Annotated in this window: 15 protein-coding genes; 7 read left to right on the top strand and 8 right to left on the bottom strand. The window is 70.7% G+C overall.

Going from position 1 to position 16,756, the window contains the following annotated elements:
- The first annotated feature begins 15 nt into the window (after nucleotides 1-15).
- The 5 genes from ACIA8X_RS00320 to folE all read left to right on the top strand — a co-directional run bounded on the left by ACIA8X_RS00320 (nucleotide 16) and on the right by folE (nucleotide 6,226).
- On the top strand, nucleotides 16-1,155 hold the full coding sequence (locus tag ACIA8X_RS00320) for a zinc-dependent metalloprotease (RefSeq protein ID WP_393449190.1): 1,140 nt from the start codon (nucleotides 16-18) through the stop codon (nucleotides 1,153-1,155).
- A gap of 211 nt (nucleotides 1,156-1,366) precedes the next feature.
- Nucleotides 1,367-2,590, top strand: a complete 1,224-nt coding sequence (gene tilS, locus ACIA8X_RS00315; protein WP_399457450.1) for a tRNA lysidine(34) synthetase TilS — start codon at nucleotides 1,367-1,369, stop codon at nucleotides 2,588-2,590.
- 77 nt (nucleotides 2,591-2,667) lie between these two features.
- Nucleotides 2,668-3,228, top strand: a complete 561-nt coding sequence (gene hpt / locus ACIA8X_RS00310) for a hypoxanthine phosphoribosyltransferase (RefSeq protein WP_393450020.1) — start codon at nucleotides 2,668-2,670, stop codon at nucleotides 3,226-3,228.
- A gap of 207 nt (nucleotides 3,229-3,435) precedes the next feature.
- Entirely contained in the window at nucleotides 3,436-5,475 is a 2,040-nt protein-coding gene (ftsH, locus tag ACIA8X_RS00305; protein WP_393449184.1) for an ATP-dependent zinc metalloprotease FtsH, read from the top strand.
- Nucleotides 5,476-5,620: 145 nt separating this feature from the next.
- The gene (folE, locus tag ACIA8X_RS00300; RefSeq protein ID WP_393449181.1) at nucleotides 5,621-6,226 is read left to right on the top strand and encodes a GTP cyclohydrolase I FolE; all 606 of its coding nucleotides are present in this window, start codon (nucleotides 5,621-5,623) and stop codon (nucleotides 6,224-6,226) included.
- A 68-nt stretch (nucleotides 6,227-6,294) separates the two neighbouring features.
- Here folE and ACIA8X_RS00295 read toward each other — a convergent pair whose 3' ends face one another.
- The 6 genes from ACIA8X_RS00295 to ACIA8X_RS00270 all read right to left on the bottom strand — a co-directional run bounded on the left by ACIA8X_RS00295 (nucleotide 6,295) and on the right by ACIA8X_RS00270 (nucleotide 11,699).
- Entirely contained in the window at nucleotides 6,295-6,783 is a 489-nt protein-coding gene (locus tag ACIA8X_RS00295) for a DUF3180 domain-containing protein (RefSeq protein ID WP_393449178.1), read from the bottom strand.
- A gap of 56 nt (nucleotides 6,784-6,839) precedes the next feature.
- A complete protein-coding gene (gene folK / locus ACIA8X_RS00290; RefSeq protein ID WP_399457449.1) occupies nucleotides 6,840-7,451 on the bottom strand; it encodes a 2-amino-4-hydroxy-6-hydroxymethyldihydropteridine diphosphokinase in 612 nt (203 codons plus the stop codon).
- Complete coding sequence (gene folB, locus ACIA8X_RS00285; RefSeq protein WP_274241749.1) at nucleotides 7,448-7,807, bottom strand: dihydroneopterin aldolase; 360 nt, start codon at nucleotides 7,805-7,807, stop codon at nucleotides 7,448-7,450. The genes folK and folB overlap by 4 nt, the downstream gene beginning before the upstream one ends.
- A 335-nt stretch (nucleotides 7,808-8,142) precedes the next feature.
- A complete protein-coding gene (locus ACIA8X_RS00280) occupies nucleotides 8,143-8,646 on the bottom strand; it encodes a nuclear transport factor 2 family protein (protein ID WP_393449169.1) in 504 nt (167 codons plus the stop codon).
- Nucleotides 8,643-9,548, bottom strand: coding sequence for a dihydropteroate synthase (gene folP, locus ACIA8X_RS00275; protein ID WP_393449166.1), 906 nt, complete (start codon nucleotides 9,546-9,548; stop codon nucleotides 8,643-8,645). The genes ACIA8X_RS00280 and folP overlap by 4 nt, the downstream gene beginning before the upstream one ends.
- A 360-nt stretch (nucleotides 9,549-9,908) precedes the next feature.
- The gene (locus ACIA8X_RS00270) at nucleotides 9,909-11,699 is read right to left on the bottom strand and encodes a phosphatidylglycerol lysyltransferase domain-containing protein (RefSeq protein WP_393450017.1); all 1,791 of its coding nucleotides are present in this window, start codon (nucleotides 11,697-11,699) and stop codon (nucleotides 9,909-9,911) included.
- A gap of 365 nt (nucleotides 11,700-12,064) precedes the next feature.
- On the opposite strand from ACIA8X_RS00270, the gene ACIA8X_RS00265 reads away from it, so the two are divergent.
- Nucleotides 12,065-13,183, top strand: coding sequence for an alpha/beta hydrolase (locus ACIA8X_RS00265; RefSeq protein WP_399457448.1), 1,119 nt, complete (start codon nucleotides 12,065-12,067; stop codon nucleotides 13,181-13,183).
- A 132-nt stretch (nucleotides 13,184-13,315) separates the two neighbouring features.
- Nucleotides 13,316-14,824: a hypothetical protein gene (locus ACIA8X_RS00260; RefSeq protein ID WP_399457447.1), complete on the top strand. Its 1,509-nt coding sequence runs from the start codon at nucleotides 13,316-13,318 to the stop codon at nucleotides 14,822-14,824.
- Nucleotides 14,825-14,875: 51 nt separating this feature from the next.
- Here ACIA8X_RS00260 and ACIA8X_RS00255 read toward each other — a convergent pair whose 3' ends face one another.
- On the bottom strand, nucleotides 14,876-16,210 hold the full coding sequence (locus ACIA8X_RS00255) for a PH domain-containing protein (RefSeq protein WP_393449157.1): 1,335 nt from the start codon (nucleotides 16,208-16,210) through the stop codon (nucleotides 14,876-14,878).
- On the bottom strand, nucleotides 16,207-16,740 hold the full coding sequence (locus tag ACIA8X_RS00250; protein ID WP_393449154.1) for a PH domain-containing protein: 534 nt from the start codon (nucleotides 16,738-16,740) through the stop codon (nucleotides 16,207-16,209). The genes ACIA8X_RS00255 and ACIA8X_RS00250 overlap by 4 nt, the downstream gene beginning before the upstream one ends.
- Between the last annotated feature and the right edge of the window lie 16 nt (nucleotides 16,741-16,756).

The raw sequence follows: 16,756 nt of genomic DNA, 5'->3' as shown, positions 1-16,756 counted from the left end.
ACGTACGGTTGACACATGACGAGCATCGGTGGTGCCGAGATGGTCGACTGGAATCTCGCGGTGGCGACCGCGACCCGGCTCGTACGGCCGGGCCCGGAGGTGAGCCGCGACGAGGCCAGGGCCGTCGTCGCCGAGCTGCGCCGACATGCCAAGGCCTCGGAGGGACACGTCCGGGGCTTCACTCGTATGGGCACGGAGGACATCCACGACACCCCCGTCCTCGTCGTCGACCGCCCCGGCTGGGTGCGGGCGAACGTCGCCGGGTTCCGCGAGATCCTCAAGCCCCTGCTCGACAAGATGCAGGAGCGCCGCGGCGGCAGCCCCGGCGGCGCGATGCTCGGCGCCGTCGGCGGCAAGGTCACCGGTGTGGAACTGGGGATGCTGCTGTCCTTCCTGGCCTCCCGCGTCCTCGGCCAGTACGAGACCTTCGCCCCCGCCACCCGCGAACTCCCGGCGGGCGGCCCCCCTGGTTCACCGAATGGTGGCGGGCGCCTCCTCCTCGTCGCCCCGAACATCGTGCACGTGGAGCGCGAACTCGACGTACACCCCCATGACTTCCGCCTGTGGGTGTGCCTGCACGAGGAGACGCACCGCACGCAGTTCAGCGCGGTGCCCTGGCTGCGGGACCACCTGGAGGGCGAAATCCAGTCGTTCTTGGGGGAGACCGACGTCGACCCCATGACCGTCCTGGAGCGCATCCGCGAGGCCGCGCAGTCGCTCGCGGGCGGCCGGCCCGAGGCCGAGGAGGACGATGGCGGGCGCTCCTTCGTGGAGTTGGTGCAGACCCCGGCCCAGCGGGAGATCCTCGGCCGCCTCACCGCCGTGATGTCACTCCTGGAGGGCCACGCCGACTTCGTGATGGACGGGGTCGGTCCCCAGGTCGTGCCGTCCGTCGCGGAGATCCGCGAGAAGTTCCAGCAGCGGCGCGCCAAGGGCGCCTCAAGGCTGGACATGGCCCTGCGCAAACTGCTGGGCCTGGATGCCAAACTCAGGCAGTACCGCGACGGCGAACGCTTCGTACGCGCCGTCGTCGACCAGGTCGGCATGGACGGCTTCAACCGCGTGTGGACGTCCCCGAACACCCTCCCCACCAAGGCGGAGATCGCCAAACCGGCGGACTGGGTCGCGCGGGTGCATCGCAAGGCGGAGTCGTGAATCACGCGCCGAGTCGCACATCTCATACGACAGTCGTGAACCGAATCCGGCCGACGGCAGTCGAACGCCCCTCCAATCACCCGTCCGAGGGACCGTGAGCCATGGGTAGGCGTGCAATGCTCGGGGAACGGCTCGGTTCTGTCACCATCTACACACTCTGAGTGACCGATCCAGGGCTCACCCCCCGACAATTTCATGAAGGGAACCGGACATGGGTCCCCATCCTGCGGTCGCGGCGATACGTTTGGCGGTCCGCCGCGTCCTCCACGACATCCTCACCGAACACAGCCGCACATCCGACCTGCCCGCGCCCGGCAGCTCGCGCGCGACCTCCCCCGAGGCGCCGCCCGCGACATCGCCGACGGCGCCTTCCGTGTTGTCCGCCGCCACCACGTTCGCCACGGTCGCGTTCGGCCCCACGAGCTCCGCGGCCGCCTACGGAACGGCGCGCGAGCCGTCGTACGAGCCCCCCGCCGCCTTCCCGCACGAGCCCCCGCCCGCCCTCTCGCACGAGCGATCCCCCTCCCCGCTCGTGCTCGTGGCGTGCTCCGGCGGCGCCGACTCCATGGCCCTCGCCTCCGCGCTCGCCTTCGAGGCCCCCAAACTCGGCATCCGCGCCGGCGGCATCACCGTCGACCACGGTCTGCAGCCCGGCTCCGACCTGCGCGCCGACGAAGTCGCCCTGCGGCTGCGCGAACTCGGCCTCGATCCGGTCGAGTCCATCGCCGTGACCGTCGGCCGCGCGGGCGGGCCCGAGGCCGCCGCCCGCGACGCCCGCTACGCCGCCCTCGACGCCGCGGCCGTACGCCACGGCGCCTTCGCCGTCCTGCTCGGCCACACACGCGACGACCAGGCCGAAACCGTCCTGCTCGGCCTCGCCCGCGGATCCGGCATCCGCTCCCTGTCCGGAATGGCCGCGGTCTCGGGGGCCGACGGCCGTTACCGGCGCCCCTTCCTCCACATCGACCGGCAGACCGCCCGCAAGGCCTGCATGGTCCAGTCCCTCCCGGTCTGGGACGACCCCCACAACTCCGATCCCGCGTACACCAGATCGCGGCTGCGCCAGGAAGGCCTGCCCGCCCTGGAGAAGGCGCTCGGCAAGGGCGTCGTCGAGGCCCTCGCCCGTACGGCCCAGCTCTCCCGCGACGACGCCGACGCCCTCGACGCCTGGGCCCGCCAGGCCGAGGCCGCCGTACGCGACTCGGCCGGCCTCCTGGAGTGCGCGAAGCTCTACGCGCTGCCGCCCGCCGTACGCCGCCGGATCCTGCGCCGCGCCGCCATCGAGGCCGGGGCGCCGGCCGGCGCGCTGTTCGCCCGCCACATCGAGGAAGTCGACCGCCTGATCACCGGCTGGCGCGGCCAAGGGGCCATCAATCTCCCCGGCAAAGTCGTGGCCCAGCGCCAGGGTGGCAGACTGGTGATTCGGCAAGGCTGAAACCGGACCCTCCCACCGGCCCCCTCCAAGGGGTCGCCACGAGCGGCCCGGACCGGCCGGTGGGACGACCGAAAGTGATGCGGGTGGACGCGAAAGACATGGGCACCGACCTCAAAGAGGTGCTCATCACCAAGGAAGAGATCGACGCGAAGCTGGCTGAGCTGGCGGCGAAGATCGACGCGGAGTACGAGGGCAAGGACCTGCTCATCGTCGGCGTCCTCAAGGGCGCGGTGATGGTCATGGCCGACCTCGGCCGGGCGCTGTCCACCCCCGTCACCATGGACTGGATGGCCGTGTCGTCGTACGGCGCAGGCACCCAGTCCTCCGGTGTCGTGCGGATCCTCAAGGACCTCGACACCGACATCAAGGGCAAGCACGTCCTCATCGTCGAGGACATCATCGACTCCGGCCTGACCCTGTCCTGGCTGATCAACAACCTCGGCTCCCGCGAGCCCGAGTCCCTGAAGATCTGCACCCTGCTGCGCAAGCCGGACGCCGCCAAGGTCGCCATCGACGTGGAGTGGGTCGGCTTCGACATCCCCAACGAGTTCGTCGTCGGCTACGGCCTCGACTACGCCGAGAAGTACCGCAACCTCCCGTTCGTCGGTACGCTCGCGCCCCACGTCTACGGCGGCTGAGCCCGACGGTCCGGCGAATCGGACCCGAAGGGCCCAAGCCCCGTACGAAGATCGGGAACCCCGGCGGGCCTCGCGGCGTTGGAGCATGCAGACGGGCTTGTCGGCCCGCCCGTGCGGCTACGGGCGTCAAAGCTGGGGTACCGTCAGAAGAACTGTCTTATCAAACTCACTATGGCAGGAGGGACGGGGCGACACCGCTCCGTATGGATGGACGTGAAGCGATACTTCCGTGGGCCGGTCATGTGGATCGTGCTGGCCGTCCTTGCCGTGGTCGTGTTGATGCAGGTCGTCGGCTCGTCCGGCGGCTACAAGACGGTTGACACCGGCCAGGTCATTCAGGCGATCAATGAGAACAAGGTCGAGTCGGTCAAGCTGACCACCGGCGACGAACAGATCGTCAAGGCCCAGCTCAAGGACGGCGTAAAGGTCGAGGACGCCACCAAGATCCAGGCGTCGTACATCGGCGACCAAGGCGTGGACATCGCCAACACGCTGCAGAACAAGTACCAGCAGAAGCAGATCCCCGACGGCTACACGGTCTCGCCGTCCAAGCAGAACCCGTTCGTCGGCATCCTGCTCTCCCTGCTGCCCTTCGTCCTCATCGTCGTCGTCTTCCTGTTCCTGATGAATCAGATGCAGGGCGGCGGCTCCCGGGTCATGAACTTCGGCAAGTCCAAGGCGAAGCTCATCACCAAGGACACCCCGAAGACGACGTTCTCGGACGTCGCCGGCTCGGACGAAGCCGTCGAAGAACTCCACGAGATCAAGGAGTTCCTCCAGGAACCGGCGAAGTTCCAGGCCGTCGGCGCCAAGATCCCCAAGGGCGTCCTGCTCTACGGGCCTCCTGGTACCGGTAAGACGCTCCTCGCGCGCGCTGTCGCCGGCGAGGCGGGCGTCCCCTTCTACTCGATCTCCGGTTCCGACTTCGTCGAGATGTTCGTCGGTGTCGGTGCCTCCCGAGTCCGTGACCTCTTCGAGCAGGCCAAGGCGAACGCCCCGGCGATCGTCTTCGTCGACGAGATCGACGCGGTCGGCCGCCACCGCGGCGCCGGCCTCGGCGGCGGTCACGACGAGCGCGAGCAGACCCTGAACCAGCTGCTCGTCGAGATGGACGGCTTCGACGTCAAGGGCGGCGTGATCCTCATCGCCGCCACGAACCGGCCCGACATCCTCGACCCGGCCCTCCTGCGCCCCGGCCGCTTCGACCGCCAGATCGCGGTCGACCGCCCGGACATGCAGGGCCGTCTGGAGATCCTCAAGGTCCACCAGAAGGGCAAGCCGGTCGCCCCGGACGTCGACCTCTCGGCGGTCGCCCGCCGTACGCCCGGCTTCACGGGCGCGGACCTGAGCAACGTCCTCAACGAGGCCGCGCTGCTCACCGCCCGCTCGGACAAGAAGCTGATCGACAACCACATGCTGGACGAGGCCATCGACCGCGTCGTGGCGGGCCCGCAGAAGCGGACCCGGATCATGTCGGACAAGGAAAAGAAGATCACCGCGTACCACGAGGGCGGACACGCCCTGGTCGCGGCGGCCTCCCCGAACTCCGACCCGGTCCACAAGATCACGATCCTGTCGCGAGGCCGAGCCCTCGGCTACACGATGGTGCTCCCGGACGAGGACAAGTACTCGACCACCCGCAACGAGATGCTGGACCAGCTGGCCTACATGCTGGGCGGCCGGGCGGCCGAGGAGCTCGTCTTCCACGACCCGACCACGGGCGCGGCGAACGACATCGAGAAGGCCACGGCCACGGCCCGCGCGATGGTCACGCAGTACGGCATGACCGAGCGGCTCGGCGCCATCAAGTTCGGCGGCGACAACACCGAGCCGTTCCTCGGACGTGAGATGGCTCACCAGCGCGACTACTCGGAAGAGGTCGCCGCGCTGGTGGACGAGGAAGTCAAGAAGCTCATCGAGAACGCGCATAACGAGGCCTGGGAGATCCTGGTCGAGAACCGCGACGTGCTCGACAACCTCGTCCTGGCCCTCCTGGAGAAGGAGACGCTCGGCAAGGAGGAGATCGCCGAGGTCTTCGCCACGATCGTCAAGCGTCCGCCGCGGCCCGCCTGGACCGGGTCCTCCCGCCGTACGCCGTCCACCCGTCCGCCGGTGCTCTCCCCGAAGGAGCTCGCACTGACGAACGGCGCCAACGGCGCGACGCCGGCGATCAGCACCGCCAAGTCGACGGTGACGGAGCCCGCCCCGGTGGCCGAGCCGGCACCCGAGGAGCGTCCGGAGAGCTGACACCCCGGCCCCCGGTGGACCCCCACCGGGCCCGGAATGGATGCCGCGCCCCCCAGGTTTTAGCCTGGGGGGCGCGGCATTTTCGTATGCCAGCAGTTCAGACGCGTGACCCACACGCGCCACCCGCGAAGGAACGAGGCACCACATGACCGACCCCGTGACGCTGGACGGCGAGGGCAGCATCGGCGAGTTCGACGAGAAGCGCGCCGAGAACGCCGTACGCGAACTGCTGATCGCGGTCGGAGAGGACCCGGACCGCGAGGGGCTCAAGGAGACGCCGGGGAGGGTGGCGCGGGCGTACAGGGAGATCTTCGCGGGGCTGTGGCAGAAGCCCGAAGACGTGCTGACCACGACGTTCGACATCGGGCACGACGAGATGGTGCTCGTGAAGGACATTGAGGTGTACAGCACATGTGAGCATCATCTGGTGCCGTTCCGCGGTGTCGCCCACGTCGGCTACATCCCGGCCACGTCCGGCAAGATCACCGGGCTGTCCAAGCTGGCCCGGCTGGTGGACGTCTTCGCCCGCCGGCCGCAGGTGCAGGAACGTCTCACTACGCAGATCGCCGACTCCCTCATGGAGATTCTGGAGCCGCGCGGCGTGATCGTCGTCGTGGAGTGCGAGCACATGTGCATGTCGATGCGTGGCATCCGCAAGCCGGGCGCGATGACCATAACGTCGGCGGTGCGCGGTCAGCTGCGGGACGCGGCGACGCGCAACGAGGCGATGAGCCTCATCATGGCCCGCTGATACGTGGGGTGCTGATTCCCGGATGCGTGATGCGCTGATTCCGGTACGCGCGGTGTGTTGATCCCGCGCTATACCGTCGGCGCCGTCCCCGCCCCATTGTGCTCGTCGTCCTCCGGCAGCTTGCACACGCGTTCCAGGAAGATGGCTGCCGCTATCACTCCAATGCCCGCCAGGACCGAGAAGCCGGCGTAGATGGCCTGGTCGCGGCGGGCCGGGATGTCGAGGGACTCCAGGAGGAAGACGCCGGTGCCGCCGTACATGCCGGCGACCAGGGCGGCGACCAGGGCGCTGGCGTGGCCGAAGACGACCGCGCGGGCTGCCATCAGGGGGTCGACGCCCTTGGCCTCGGGGCGGCGTTCGCGCTGGGCCTTGAGGCGGGCGCGGATCGAGATCGCCGTGGCCAGGAGGACCACGGCGATCAGGGCGAGGACGATGGGGGCGGCCAGGGGGACGCTGGGCAGGGTCCCGACGGAGTTCCACAGGCGGGCGCCCGCCCAGGACAGGACTCCGGCGACGATGAACACACCGGCCAGCATCCTGATGCGCAGCTCTCTCACGGCGTCCCTTCAACTCCCCCGACTACCCACGGAATGTGTCGTCTTGACCTTAACGACTATTCGGGCAGCTGGAGTTCCAGGTCCGGGCGGGTTACGACACCTTCGCCGGTGATGCCGGCCAGCAGGTCGGCCACCGGGCCGCGGCCCGGAAGCTGTGCCTGCGGATCGACGTCGTACCAGGGGGCGAGGACGAAGGCCCGCTCATGGGCGCGGGGGTGGGGGAGGGTGAGGTTCGGATCGTCGGAGACGACATCGGCGTACGCGACGATGTCGACGTCGAGCGTGCGGGCGCCCCAGCGCTCCTCCCGTACCCGGTGGAAGGCCTCCTCGACCGCGTGGGCCCGCTCCAGCAGGGAGGACGGGGGAAGCGTGGTCTTGAGGACCACGACCGCGTTGAAGTAGGACGGCTGGCTTCCCGGCTCCACGCCCCACGGCTCCGTCTCGTACACGGGCGATACGGCCTTGATGCGCACGCCGGGGGTGTCCTCCAGGGCGTCGATGGCGCCCTGGAGGGTCTCCAGGCGGTTCCCCAGGTTGGCGCCGAGGGAGATCACGGCCCGTTTCGGGTTGCTGAGGGTGGTGTCGGCGGCGTCGACCTGCTCGACGACGGAGGCGGGTACCGGCTGTACGGTCGGGTCGCTGTGACCCTCGGTGAAGGACGCGGTCATACTCGGCTCCGGGTGATGGTGACGGTCACGTCGTCGAAGGGGACGGTGATCGGCGCGTCCGGCTTGTGGACGGTGACCTCGACCTCCTGGACCCCTTCGTGCTTCAGGCAGGCCTGGGCGATGCGTGCGGCGAGCGTCTCGATGAGGTTGACCGGTTCGCCCTCGACGACGGCCACGACCTCCTCCGCCACGATGCCGTAGTGCACGGTCTTCGCCAGGTCGTCGTCGGCGGCGGCCGGCCGGGTGTCCAGGCCGAGGACGAGGTCCACGACGAAGGTCTGGCCCTCCCTGCGCTCCTCGGGGAACACACCGTGGTACCCGCGGGCCTTCAGGCCGCGCAGCGCGACACGATCCACGCGAATCACTCCTGCAATCGTTGGTGACGGCCGGTCGCTGCCGCGTGCGGGCGGCACACCGGCCTCGAACGAATCTACCTGCGGGCACTGACAGGGCCGGGCCACGGGGGCGTGGTCCGGTCCGGGGCCAGGAGGATTCATCGCGTGTTTCCCCTGGGGAATCCGGTGGCTCACGGGCTGGTAGCCGCGCCTACCCGGAGACGCGTGATTCCAACCACTTCTTGGTCCCGGCGGGGTCCGGCGGACCCTCTTGTGGGTGGCTCGGCGGCTCGGTGGCTCCCCGGTGTCGCCTCTGTGCCAGGGCCTGTCGGCTCTGTGTCGGGGCGCCTACCCACTCAGGAGGCTTTGCCGTCGCCCTCTTCCTCGTCGTTTTCGGCCAGAACCGGCGAGGCGTGGTGCGACCAGAGCTTCCAGCCGTCGGGCGTGCGGCGGAACACGTTCGTGGCGACCACGAGCTGGCCCACCAGCGGGCCGAGTTCCTCGCCGCCCTCGGGGGCGGGGCCGCCGCTGAGGATGTTCTCGGTGCAGGTGACCAGGGCGGTGTCGCCGGTGACGGAGACGTGCACGTCGGTGAGGAAGAACTGGATGTAGTCGGTGTTCGCCATGATCAGGGCGTACGACCTGAGGACCTCGCCGCGTCCGGTGAGTACCGGCCAGCCGGGGTGCACGCAGGAGACCACGCCGCTGTCGGCCGGGTCGTGGTACTCCTCGTCGACGCCCAGGTCGGCCGGGGTGAGCCAGAGCGAGGAGAGTTCCTCGAAGTCGCCGCGCTCCATGGCCTCGTAGAAGGCGCTGTTGGCGGCTTCCACCTGCTCGACGTCGGTGTGGGGGGCGCTCACCGGGCTCCTTCAGCGCTGTTCGCGCTGGGCGCGTTCTCCGTCGTACGGGCCTCCTCGATGGCGCGCGAGACGCGTACCGCGTCCGCCGTGGCGCGCACCTCGTGCACACGCACCGCCCACGCGCCGGCGTGCGCCGCGAGCGCCGATACGGCGGCCGTGGCGGCGTCGCGCTCGCGCGCGGGCGGCGGCGCGCCCTCCGGGCCGGCGAGGACGCGGCCGAGGAACCGCTTGCGGGAGGCGGCGACGAGAAGGGGGTGGCCGAGGCCGATCAGGCGGTCGAGGTGGGCGAGCAGGACGAGGTCGTGCTCGGCGTCCTTGGAGAAGCCGAGGCCGGGGTCGACGACGACGCGGTCCGGGGCGATGCCGCCGGCCAGAACGGCCTCCACGCGCGCGTGGAGCTCGTCGGCGACTTCGGCGACGACGTCGGCGTAGGTCCCCTTGACGTTCCCGCCCTGCAGGAAGCCGCGCCAGTGCATGACGACGAAGGGGGCGCCGGCGTCGGCGACGACGGGGATCATCGCGGGGTCGGCGAGGCCGCCGCTGACGTCGTTGACGAGGGCGGCGCCGGCGGCGAGGGCCTGCTCAGCGACGGAGGCGCGCATGGTGTCGACGGAGACCGTGACGCCTTCGGCGGCGAGGCCGCGGACGACCGGGATGACGCGGCGCAGTTCCTCGTCCTCGTCGACCCGGGTGGCGCCGGGGCGGGTGGACTCGCCGCCGACGTCGACGAGGTCGGCGCCCTCCTCGACGAGGGCGAGACCGTGCTTGACGGCGGAGGTCGTGTCGAACCAGCGGCCGCCGTCGGAGAAGGAATCGGGGGTCACGTTGACGACTCCCATGACCGCGCACCGGTCCCACTCCGGAAGTCCCGCGACGCGCCCACGTCCGCTCTGCTTGCTCATACGTTCAGCCTAGGCCCAAGCAGGGGCCGGGACGTGGGGTGGCCCGGGCGAAGCCGTGGGCTGGGGGCGTGGGGTGGTCCGAGCGGAGGTGCTTGGGCTGGGGGCGTGCGGTGGCCCGAGTGAAGGCCCTGGGGGTGGGGATGTGCCGTGGCATGAGCAGAGGCCCTAGGGCTGGGGGTGTGCCGTGGTCCGAGCGGAGGCTCTTGGGCTGGGCACGTGCGGAGGTCCGAGCGGAAGCCCTGGAGGGTCGGGACCTGCGGTGGCCCGAGCGGAAGCCCTCGAGGGTGGACCTGCCGTGGCCCGAGCGGAAGTCCACGTGGGGGGGCGTGGGCTTCCGCTCGGGCCTTCCGGGTGGCCGCGCTATGCCGCGCGGACCTCCCGCTCCGCCACCTGGTGGGGGCAGGGGCGCGCAGTGGTCGTCCGGCGGCGCAGGAAGCGCGGCAGGGGTACGGCCAGGTTCACGAAGCCCTCCGCCTGCATCGCGGCGAAGCCGAGGCGGGGCAGGTCGGCGGAGGCGCGGTAGACGACGAAGCGGGGCTCCCAGCGGGGCTGGAACTTGGCGTTGAACTTGTACAGGGACTCGATCTGGAACCAGCGGGAGAGGAAGACGAGCAGGCCTCGCCAGGCACGCAGTACCGGCCCCGCGCCGATCTTCTCGCCGCGTGCCAGTGCCGAGCGGAACATGGCGAAGTTGAGCGACACGCGCGCGATGCCGAACTTCGGGGCGGCCTGGAGGGCGGCCACGATGAGCAGTTCGTTCATGCCGGGGTCCGCCGAGCGGTCGCGGCGCATCAGGTCCAGCGAGACGCCGTCCGTGCCCCACGGCACGAAGTGGAGGATCGCCTTGAGGTCGCCGTACGGTCCGGGCTGCTCGTCGGCCTTGTGGGCGGTGGCGATGAGGCAGTCGCCGTCGGACGGGTCGCCGACGCGGCCCAGCGCCATGGAGAAGCCGCGCTCGGTGTCGGTGCCGCGCCAGTCCTCGGCGGCCTCCCGGATCCGCGCCAGCTCGGTCTCACCGAGGTCACGGACACGACGTACCCGGGTCTCGTAACCGGCGCGCTCGATGCGCTTGACCATCTGGCGTACGTTGCGCATCGCGCGGCCGGCGAGCGAGAAATCCGGGACGTCCACCACCGCCTCGTCGCCCAGTTCGAGGGCGTCGAGCCCGGTCTCGCGGGTCCACACCTCGGCGCCGGTCTCGGAGCAGCCCATGACGGCCGGGGTCCAGGAGTGGGCCCTGGCCTCGTCCATGAAGCGCTCGATGGCGCCGGGCCAGGCCTCGACGTCGCCGATCGGGTCGCCGCTGGCGAGCATCACGCCGGAGACGACGCGGTACGTCACCGCCGCCTTGCCGCTGGGGGAGAAGACGACGGCCTTGTCGCGGCGCAGCGCGAAGTGGCCGAGGGAGTCGCGACCGCCGTGCTTCTCCAGCAGGGCGCGCAGGCGTACCTCGTCGTCCTCGGTGAGGCGTGCGGCGGGGTGTTCGGGGCGGAAGGCCAGGTAGATCGTGGTGACCGCGGTGATCCAGCCGAGCGCGCCGAGGGAGAAGGCGACCGTCCAGGAGGTGTTGCCCTGGTAGTCGACCGGGCCCTCGAAGCCGAACAGGCCGTACAGGACGTGGGTGATGCGGTCGGCCAGGCTCGGGTCGCCCACCAGGGTGTTCGGGTGGGCGCTGACGATGATCAGTCCGAGGGCGAGCGAACCGGCGCCCATCAGGACGAAGTTGGCCAGCGCGCGCCACCTGCTGCGCGGGTCGGGCAGTGCCGCGAACTGATCGCGATGGCGCAGCAGCACGGTGAGCAGCGCGAGCGAGATGAGCACGCCGATGAGTGAGTGGCGGTACGTGAACTGTGCCACCGCTCCCGCCGGCAGCAGGACGACGGCGGCACGCCAGGCCCGCCGCTTGCGGCGCTTGAGGCCGTGGGCGAGCAGCAGCAAGAGCACGCCCGCGCTGAGCGACAGCGCGGCCGCGAACGGGCCGAACGAACCCGGCAGTACCTCGGCGATGGCGTGCATGCGGCTGTGTCGGAAGCGTGGGAAGACGCCCGCGGCGATGTTCAGGAGGCCCACCAGGGCGCAGGCCCTGCCGACGAGGACGGGAACGGCCTCGGGGCGCGGGCCGCGCAGCAGGTGCCGTACGCGGCTCGACAGATGTCCTGCCTGGCTCGATGGCCCTGCCTGGCCCGATGCCTGGCCCGATGCCTGGCCCGATGCCTGGCTTGATGCCTGGTTCGATACCTGACTTGATCGTTGAGGAACCTTGCCCGACATTTCCACATCTGTCCTGACAGACATCGCATCCCAGTGTTCCGCGAGAGACCTTGGATCCGGTGCCGATTCGGGCATCCGGCGACATTGCGCCCTCTAGGACGGTGTCTCGAGGGGAGAGGTTCACTCAGCTCCTCAAAACCGTTTCAAAGGCCAAGGAAAGTCCGGGGCAAGCCCTTGCGAAGGAGCGAGGGAGGCAGCGCGGGGAAACCGCGAACCGGGCGGAAAGTGCGGACAGGTAACCATCGATGGGTCTCACGAGCGACAAGGTGCTGGCGCTGGCGGTTCTGACCGCCCTAGGGCTGTTCGTCGGCACGGTGTGGCTGTGGCCACGGCTGGCGCGGCGCGGCTGGCGGGCGGTGAGCGGACGCGTGGGCCTGTTGTTCTCCACGCAGTTGGCGCTCTTCATGGCGGTCGGCCTCGCCGCCAACCAGGCCTTCGGGTTCTACGCCAGCTGGGCCGATCTGTTCGGTCAGGAGAAGGACCAGGGCGTCGTCGTGGACCACACGCCGGAACGCGGGCCGCTACGGGTCGTGGACACGCGGCGGGTGCCGGGGGCGGCGAGCTCCAGCCCGCGGACGGGCGGTCAGATCCAGAAGGTCGACATCCTGGGCCGGACGTCGCGCATCGCCACGCCTGCGTACGTCTATCTGCCGCCCGAGTATTTTCAGCCGGAGTTCCGCACGCGTACGTTCCCCGCGGCCGTCGTCCTCACCGGCTATCCGGGTACGGCGCAGGCGCTGGTGGACAAGCTCGACTATCCGCGTACGGCCGCGAGGCTCGCCGCCCAGGGCCGGATGGAACCGATGATCCTGGTGATGATGCGGCCCACCGTGGCGCCGCCGCGGGACACGGAGTGCGTGGACATTCCGGGGGGCCCGCAGACGGAGACGTTCTTCGCGTCGGATCTGCCCGAGGCCGTGAGCGGCCACTACAGGGTGGGCGGCGGGCCCGGCAGTTGGGGCATCATCGGCGACTCGACCGGCGGCTACTGCGCGTTGAAGCTCGCCATGCACCATCCCCGGGCGTACGCCGCGGGGGCCGGGCTTTCCGCCTACTACAAGGCGCCGATCGACGCCACGACCGGCGATCTCTTCCAGGGTGACGAGGAACTGCGCAATCGCGCGAACCTGTGGTGGTACCTCGAGCACATGCCGGCTCCGGACACTTCACTGCTCGTCAGCAGCAGCAAAGTTGGAGAATCCAACTACAAGGACACACTGAAGTTCATTGAGCGCGTGAAGGCCACGAAGCTGACCCGCATCTCGTCGATCATCCTCGAAAGCGGCGGGCACAACTTCAACACCTGGCGGCGGGAGATTCCGGGGACGCTGGAGTGGATGAGCGGGCGGTTGAGCGGCGGCTGAGCCTTTGTGATCTTGGTTCTTGGTTAATTCGGTGCCGGATCTGATTCAGGATGCCGGGTGAACGACTCGCGATGGCTGTCTTTTTACGGGGCGGGGCAACAAGATTCGCCTACGCGCGGTAAGTTTCTGGCCATGCCACGTGGACGTCACCGTCATTCCCCGCCCTTGCACAGGCTGCTGCCCCCGTCGGCGATCGCAGGCGTCTCCGTCGTCTGCGCCCTCGCCCCCTGGGTGTTCTCCGAGGCCATGGTGCTACGCGGCCTTGCGGCGGCCGCCGCGGCGACGGCGGTCGTCGGCGCGGTCGTCATGCGCCGCTGGGACACTCAGGCCGGCAAGCAGGTCGCCGACCTTACGCGCGCGCGTGCGAGCGACGAGTGGCGGTACGAGGAACGGGTCGCCGAGTTGGAGACCGACCTCGACGAGTCGCGCGAGCTGCGCATGAAGCTGGAGCAGCGGCTGCGGGCCAAGCGGACGGAGCTCGCGGGCCTGCGCAACGAGCACGCGGCGCTGCTGCGGCGGTACGCCACGGCGGAGACCGAGCGGGCGAGCGTCCTGGAGGAGCGCCGGGTTCTGGAGATAGAGGCGACAGCGCCCGCGCGCGCGTTGCCGCCGGCGCCGGTCGCCGCTTCTTCGGCGGAGGAAGCGGGGGCTGTGGCTGCCCCTGCCGAGGCCGAGGTCGAGGGTGCGGAGACCGAGTCCGCCGAGGAGACGCCTCAGGCTGCGGCGGTCTTCTCGCCGGAGGGGTCCCGGTTGTTCCTGCGGGCCAAGGAGGCGCTGGAGCGGTTCGAAGGGGCGGAGGCCGCGGAGGCCGCGGAGGACGACGAGTCCTCGAAGGGCGGCGCGTCGGGGCAGGGTGGCGAGTCCTCGAAGGGCGGCGCGTCGGCGGATGCCGGCGAGTCCGCCAAGGACGAGTTCCCGAAGGACGAGCCTCCGAAGAACGACCCCCCGAAGGGCGACGGCCCGTCCAACGACGAGTCCGCGAAGGACGGTTCGGGCGCAACCGACACGCAGGGCAGCGAGACGCGGGCTGCCGAGACGCAGCCCGCCGAAACGCGGGCCACCGAGGCGGAGCACGTCGGCGGAGCCGAGAAGGAGCCCGCGCTGGAGGACGAAGCGCAGGGGAAGCCCGAGGCGGTCGACGGGCACGAGCGCGCGACCGCCGACATCACGGCAGGCGCCCTCACCAAGGCGGGCGCGGTCGCTCCGGCCAAGCCGGAAGCCGCAGCCGAGGCGGTGGCCACGGCTGATGCCGCCGCCGGGGCCGACGCCGTCGCCAAGGCCCGGCCCGCCCTGCCCGCGGCCGGTTCGGTCCCGTCGCAGCAGCCCGCGGGGCACTTCATCGCGCCGACCGCCGTGGCCGTCGTACCGGCGCCCGTACGGCGTCCGGCGATCCAGGGCGGCTTCGACTTCTTCGGCACCAAGGAGGGGGCGGCGGAGCCCTCCGCGCTGGAGTCCGTCCAGAACGAGGACCTCGCCGACGTCGTCGGCCAGGAGGCCCTCGCCCTCCACAAGGCCGAGGCCGAGGCCGAGTTCAAGCCGGCGGACGAGGAGTCCCGGGGGATCGGCCAGGTCATCGACCTGACGGCGCATGACGAGACGGAACAGATCGATGTGCAGGGGCTGCGGAGCGCGGTTTCCTGACGACGAGGTTGGACGAGGCCGGTCGGTGTCCCTTCTGGGACGCGACCGGCCTCAGACCATCCACCGGTCGGGCCGGGCTCCCTTGCGTCCCGTACGCGACCTCTCCGCCTGCCCCCGCAGCAGCTCCGCCGCCTCCTGGGCGTCCCTCAGCCGGGCCGTCACCGTCTTGTTCGCCCCAGAGTCCACATGGACGTCGGCGACGCCCCACAGGCGCTCCCAGGGGCCCTGAGTCAGCCGTACGCTCTGGACCTTCGCGTGCGGTACGAGCGCGAGGCTTCGCCGGAGCAGCCCGGTACGGGCTGCGAACACCGCGTCCGTGACGGCCAGGCCGTACCCCCGCCACCACAACGGCACGCACCGGCCCGCCCGCCGCGGCGGACGCGACAGGGACGCGCGCGGGGGGACGGTCACGCCGGGCAGCACACGTGCGACGACCGATTCGGCGACCTCGCGCGGGGCGACCGGGAGCAGGACCGAGTTCGACGAGCCCGCCACGTCCAGTTCCACCCGCACCCAGCCGCGCCGCCGCCACAGCAGCGGCTCCACGATCCGTACGGTCTGGACGCGGCCGGGCGGCACCGTCTCATGCGCCCGGTCGAGCAGACCGTGGTCGAGGCGCAGCCCGTCCTGCGACTCGCCGACCGTCCAGTCGTACTCGGTGACGAACCGCCCCACGCTGCTCGCCCCCGCGGCGCCGAACAGCGGAAGGGCGGTCGCGAGGACCGTCCACGCGCTCTCGGTGAGCAGCCACAGGACGGTCGGTACGACGACGGCCGCCGCCAGCGTTCCCCAGGTGGCGCCGGTCAGGACGAGCGAGACGGCCAGCACGCCCGGCGGCACGCGCAGCAGCTCCTGGGACGGCGCCTCGCCGACCTCGTGTGCCGTCTCGGGCGCGAAACCGGCGGCGCGCGCGAGGAGTTCCGCGCGCAGCGCACGCGCCTCATCGGCGCCCAGGAAGGCGAGTTCGTCCTTCTTGTCGGTGCCTATGACGTCCAGTTTGAGCTTCGCCACGCCCGCCACGCGCGCGAGGAGCGGCTGGGTGACGTCGATGGCCTGGATGCGTTCCAGCCGGATGTGCGCGGAGCGCCGGAACAGCAGGCCGGTACGGATGCGCAGTTCCGTGTCGGTCACCGCGTAGTGCGTGAACCACCAGGTGAGGAAGCCGTACAGGGCGGCCGCCGGGACGAGTACGGCGAGCGCGAGCAGGAGCGTGGTGGTGGTCAGCCTCGTCAGGTGGCGCTGGGCCTGGTCCGGGTCGTGCACCGCCCACCCGATCAGCACCGCGACCGGCGCCCACGCGCGCCTCAGCGGCGTCACGGGGTGCAGCCGCCGCTCGGTCAGGGGTCGCTGCTCGCGTACGGCGTCGTCGACGCCCGGCGTCGTCACAGGCCCGCCGATCGTGCCTCGCCCAGCTCGGTGAGCCGGTCGCGCAGCCGTTCGGCCTCGGCGGGGTCGAGGCCGGGGATGGTGGCGTCGGTGGCCGCCGCGGCCGTGTGCAGCTGCACGCTGGCCAAGCCGAAGTGCCGCTCGACGGGGCCCGAGGTGACCTCGACCAGCTGCATCCGGCCGTACGGCACCACCGTCTCCTCGCGCCACAGCACGCCCCGGCTGATCAGCAGGTCGTCGGCGCGCTCGGCGTAGCGCCACGAACGCCAGTTGCGGCCGAGCATCACCCAGCCCCATGCCATCAGCGCCAGGGGCAGCAGCGCGAAGGCCGCCCAGGCGGGCCCGGCGAACAGGTTGAGCACCACGGCGAGGCCGATCGTCAGCAGTCCCAGCCACACCACCAGCAACAGCCGTCGCATACGGAGCAGACCGGGAGGCAGCCCGGTCCACTCCGGTTCGGCCTCCGCCCGCTCTGCCCCCGCCTGCTCGTCTCCCGCTGTCCCCGTGTTCTCCGGGCTCCCCGTCTCCATGAGGCAAGCGTACGTA

This window comes from Streptomyces sp. NPDC051738 (assembly GCF_044453205.1).
Taxonomy (GTDB): Bacteria; Actinomycetota; Actinomycetes; order Streptomycetales; family Streptomycetaceae; genus Streptomyces.
The sequence above is the reverse complement of the archived record's forward strand: the minus strand, read 5'-3'. Positions and strand labels throughout refer to the sequence as shown.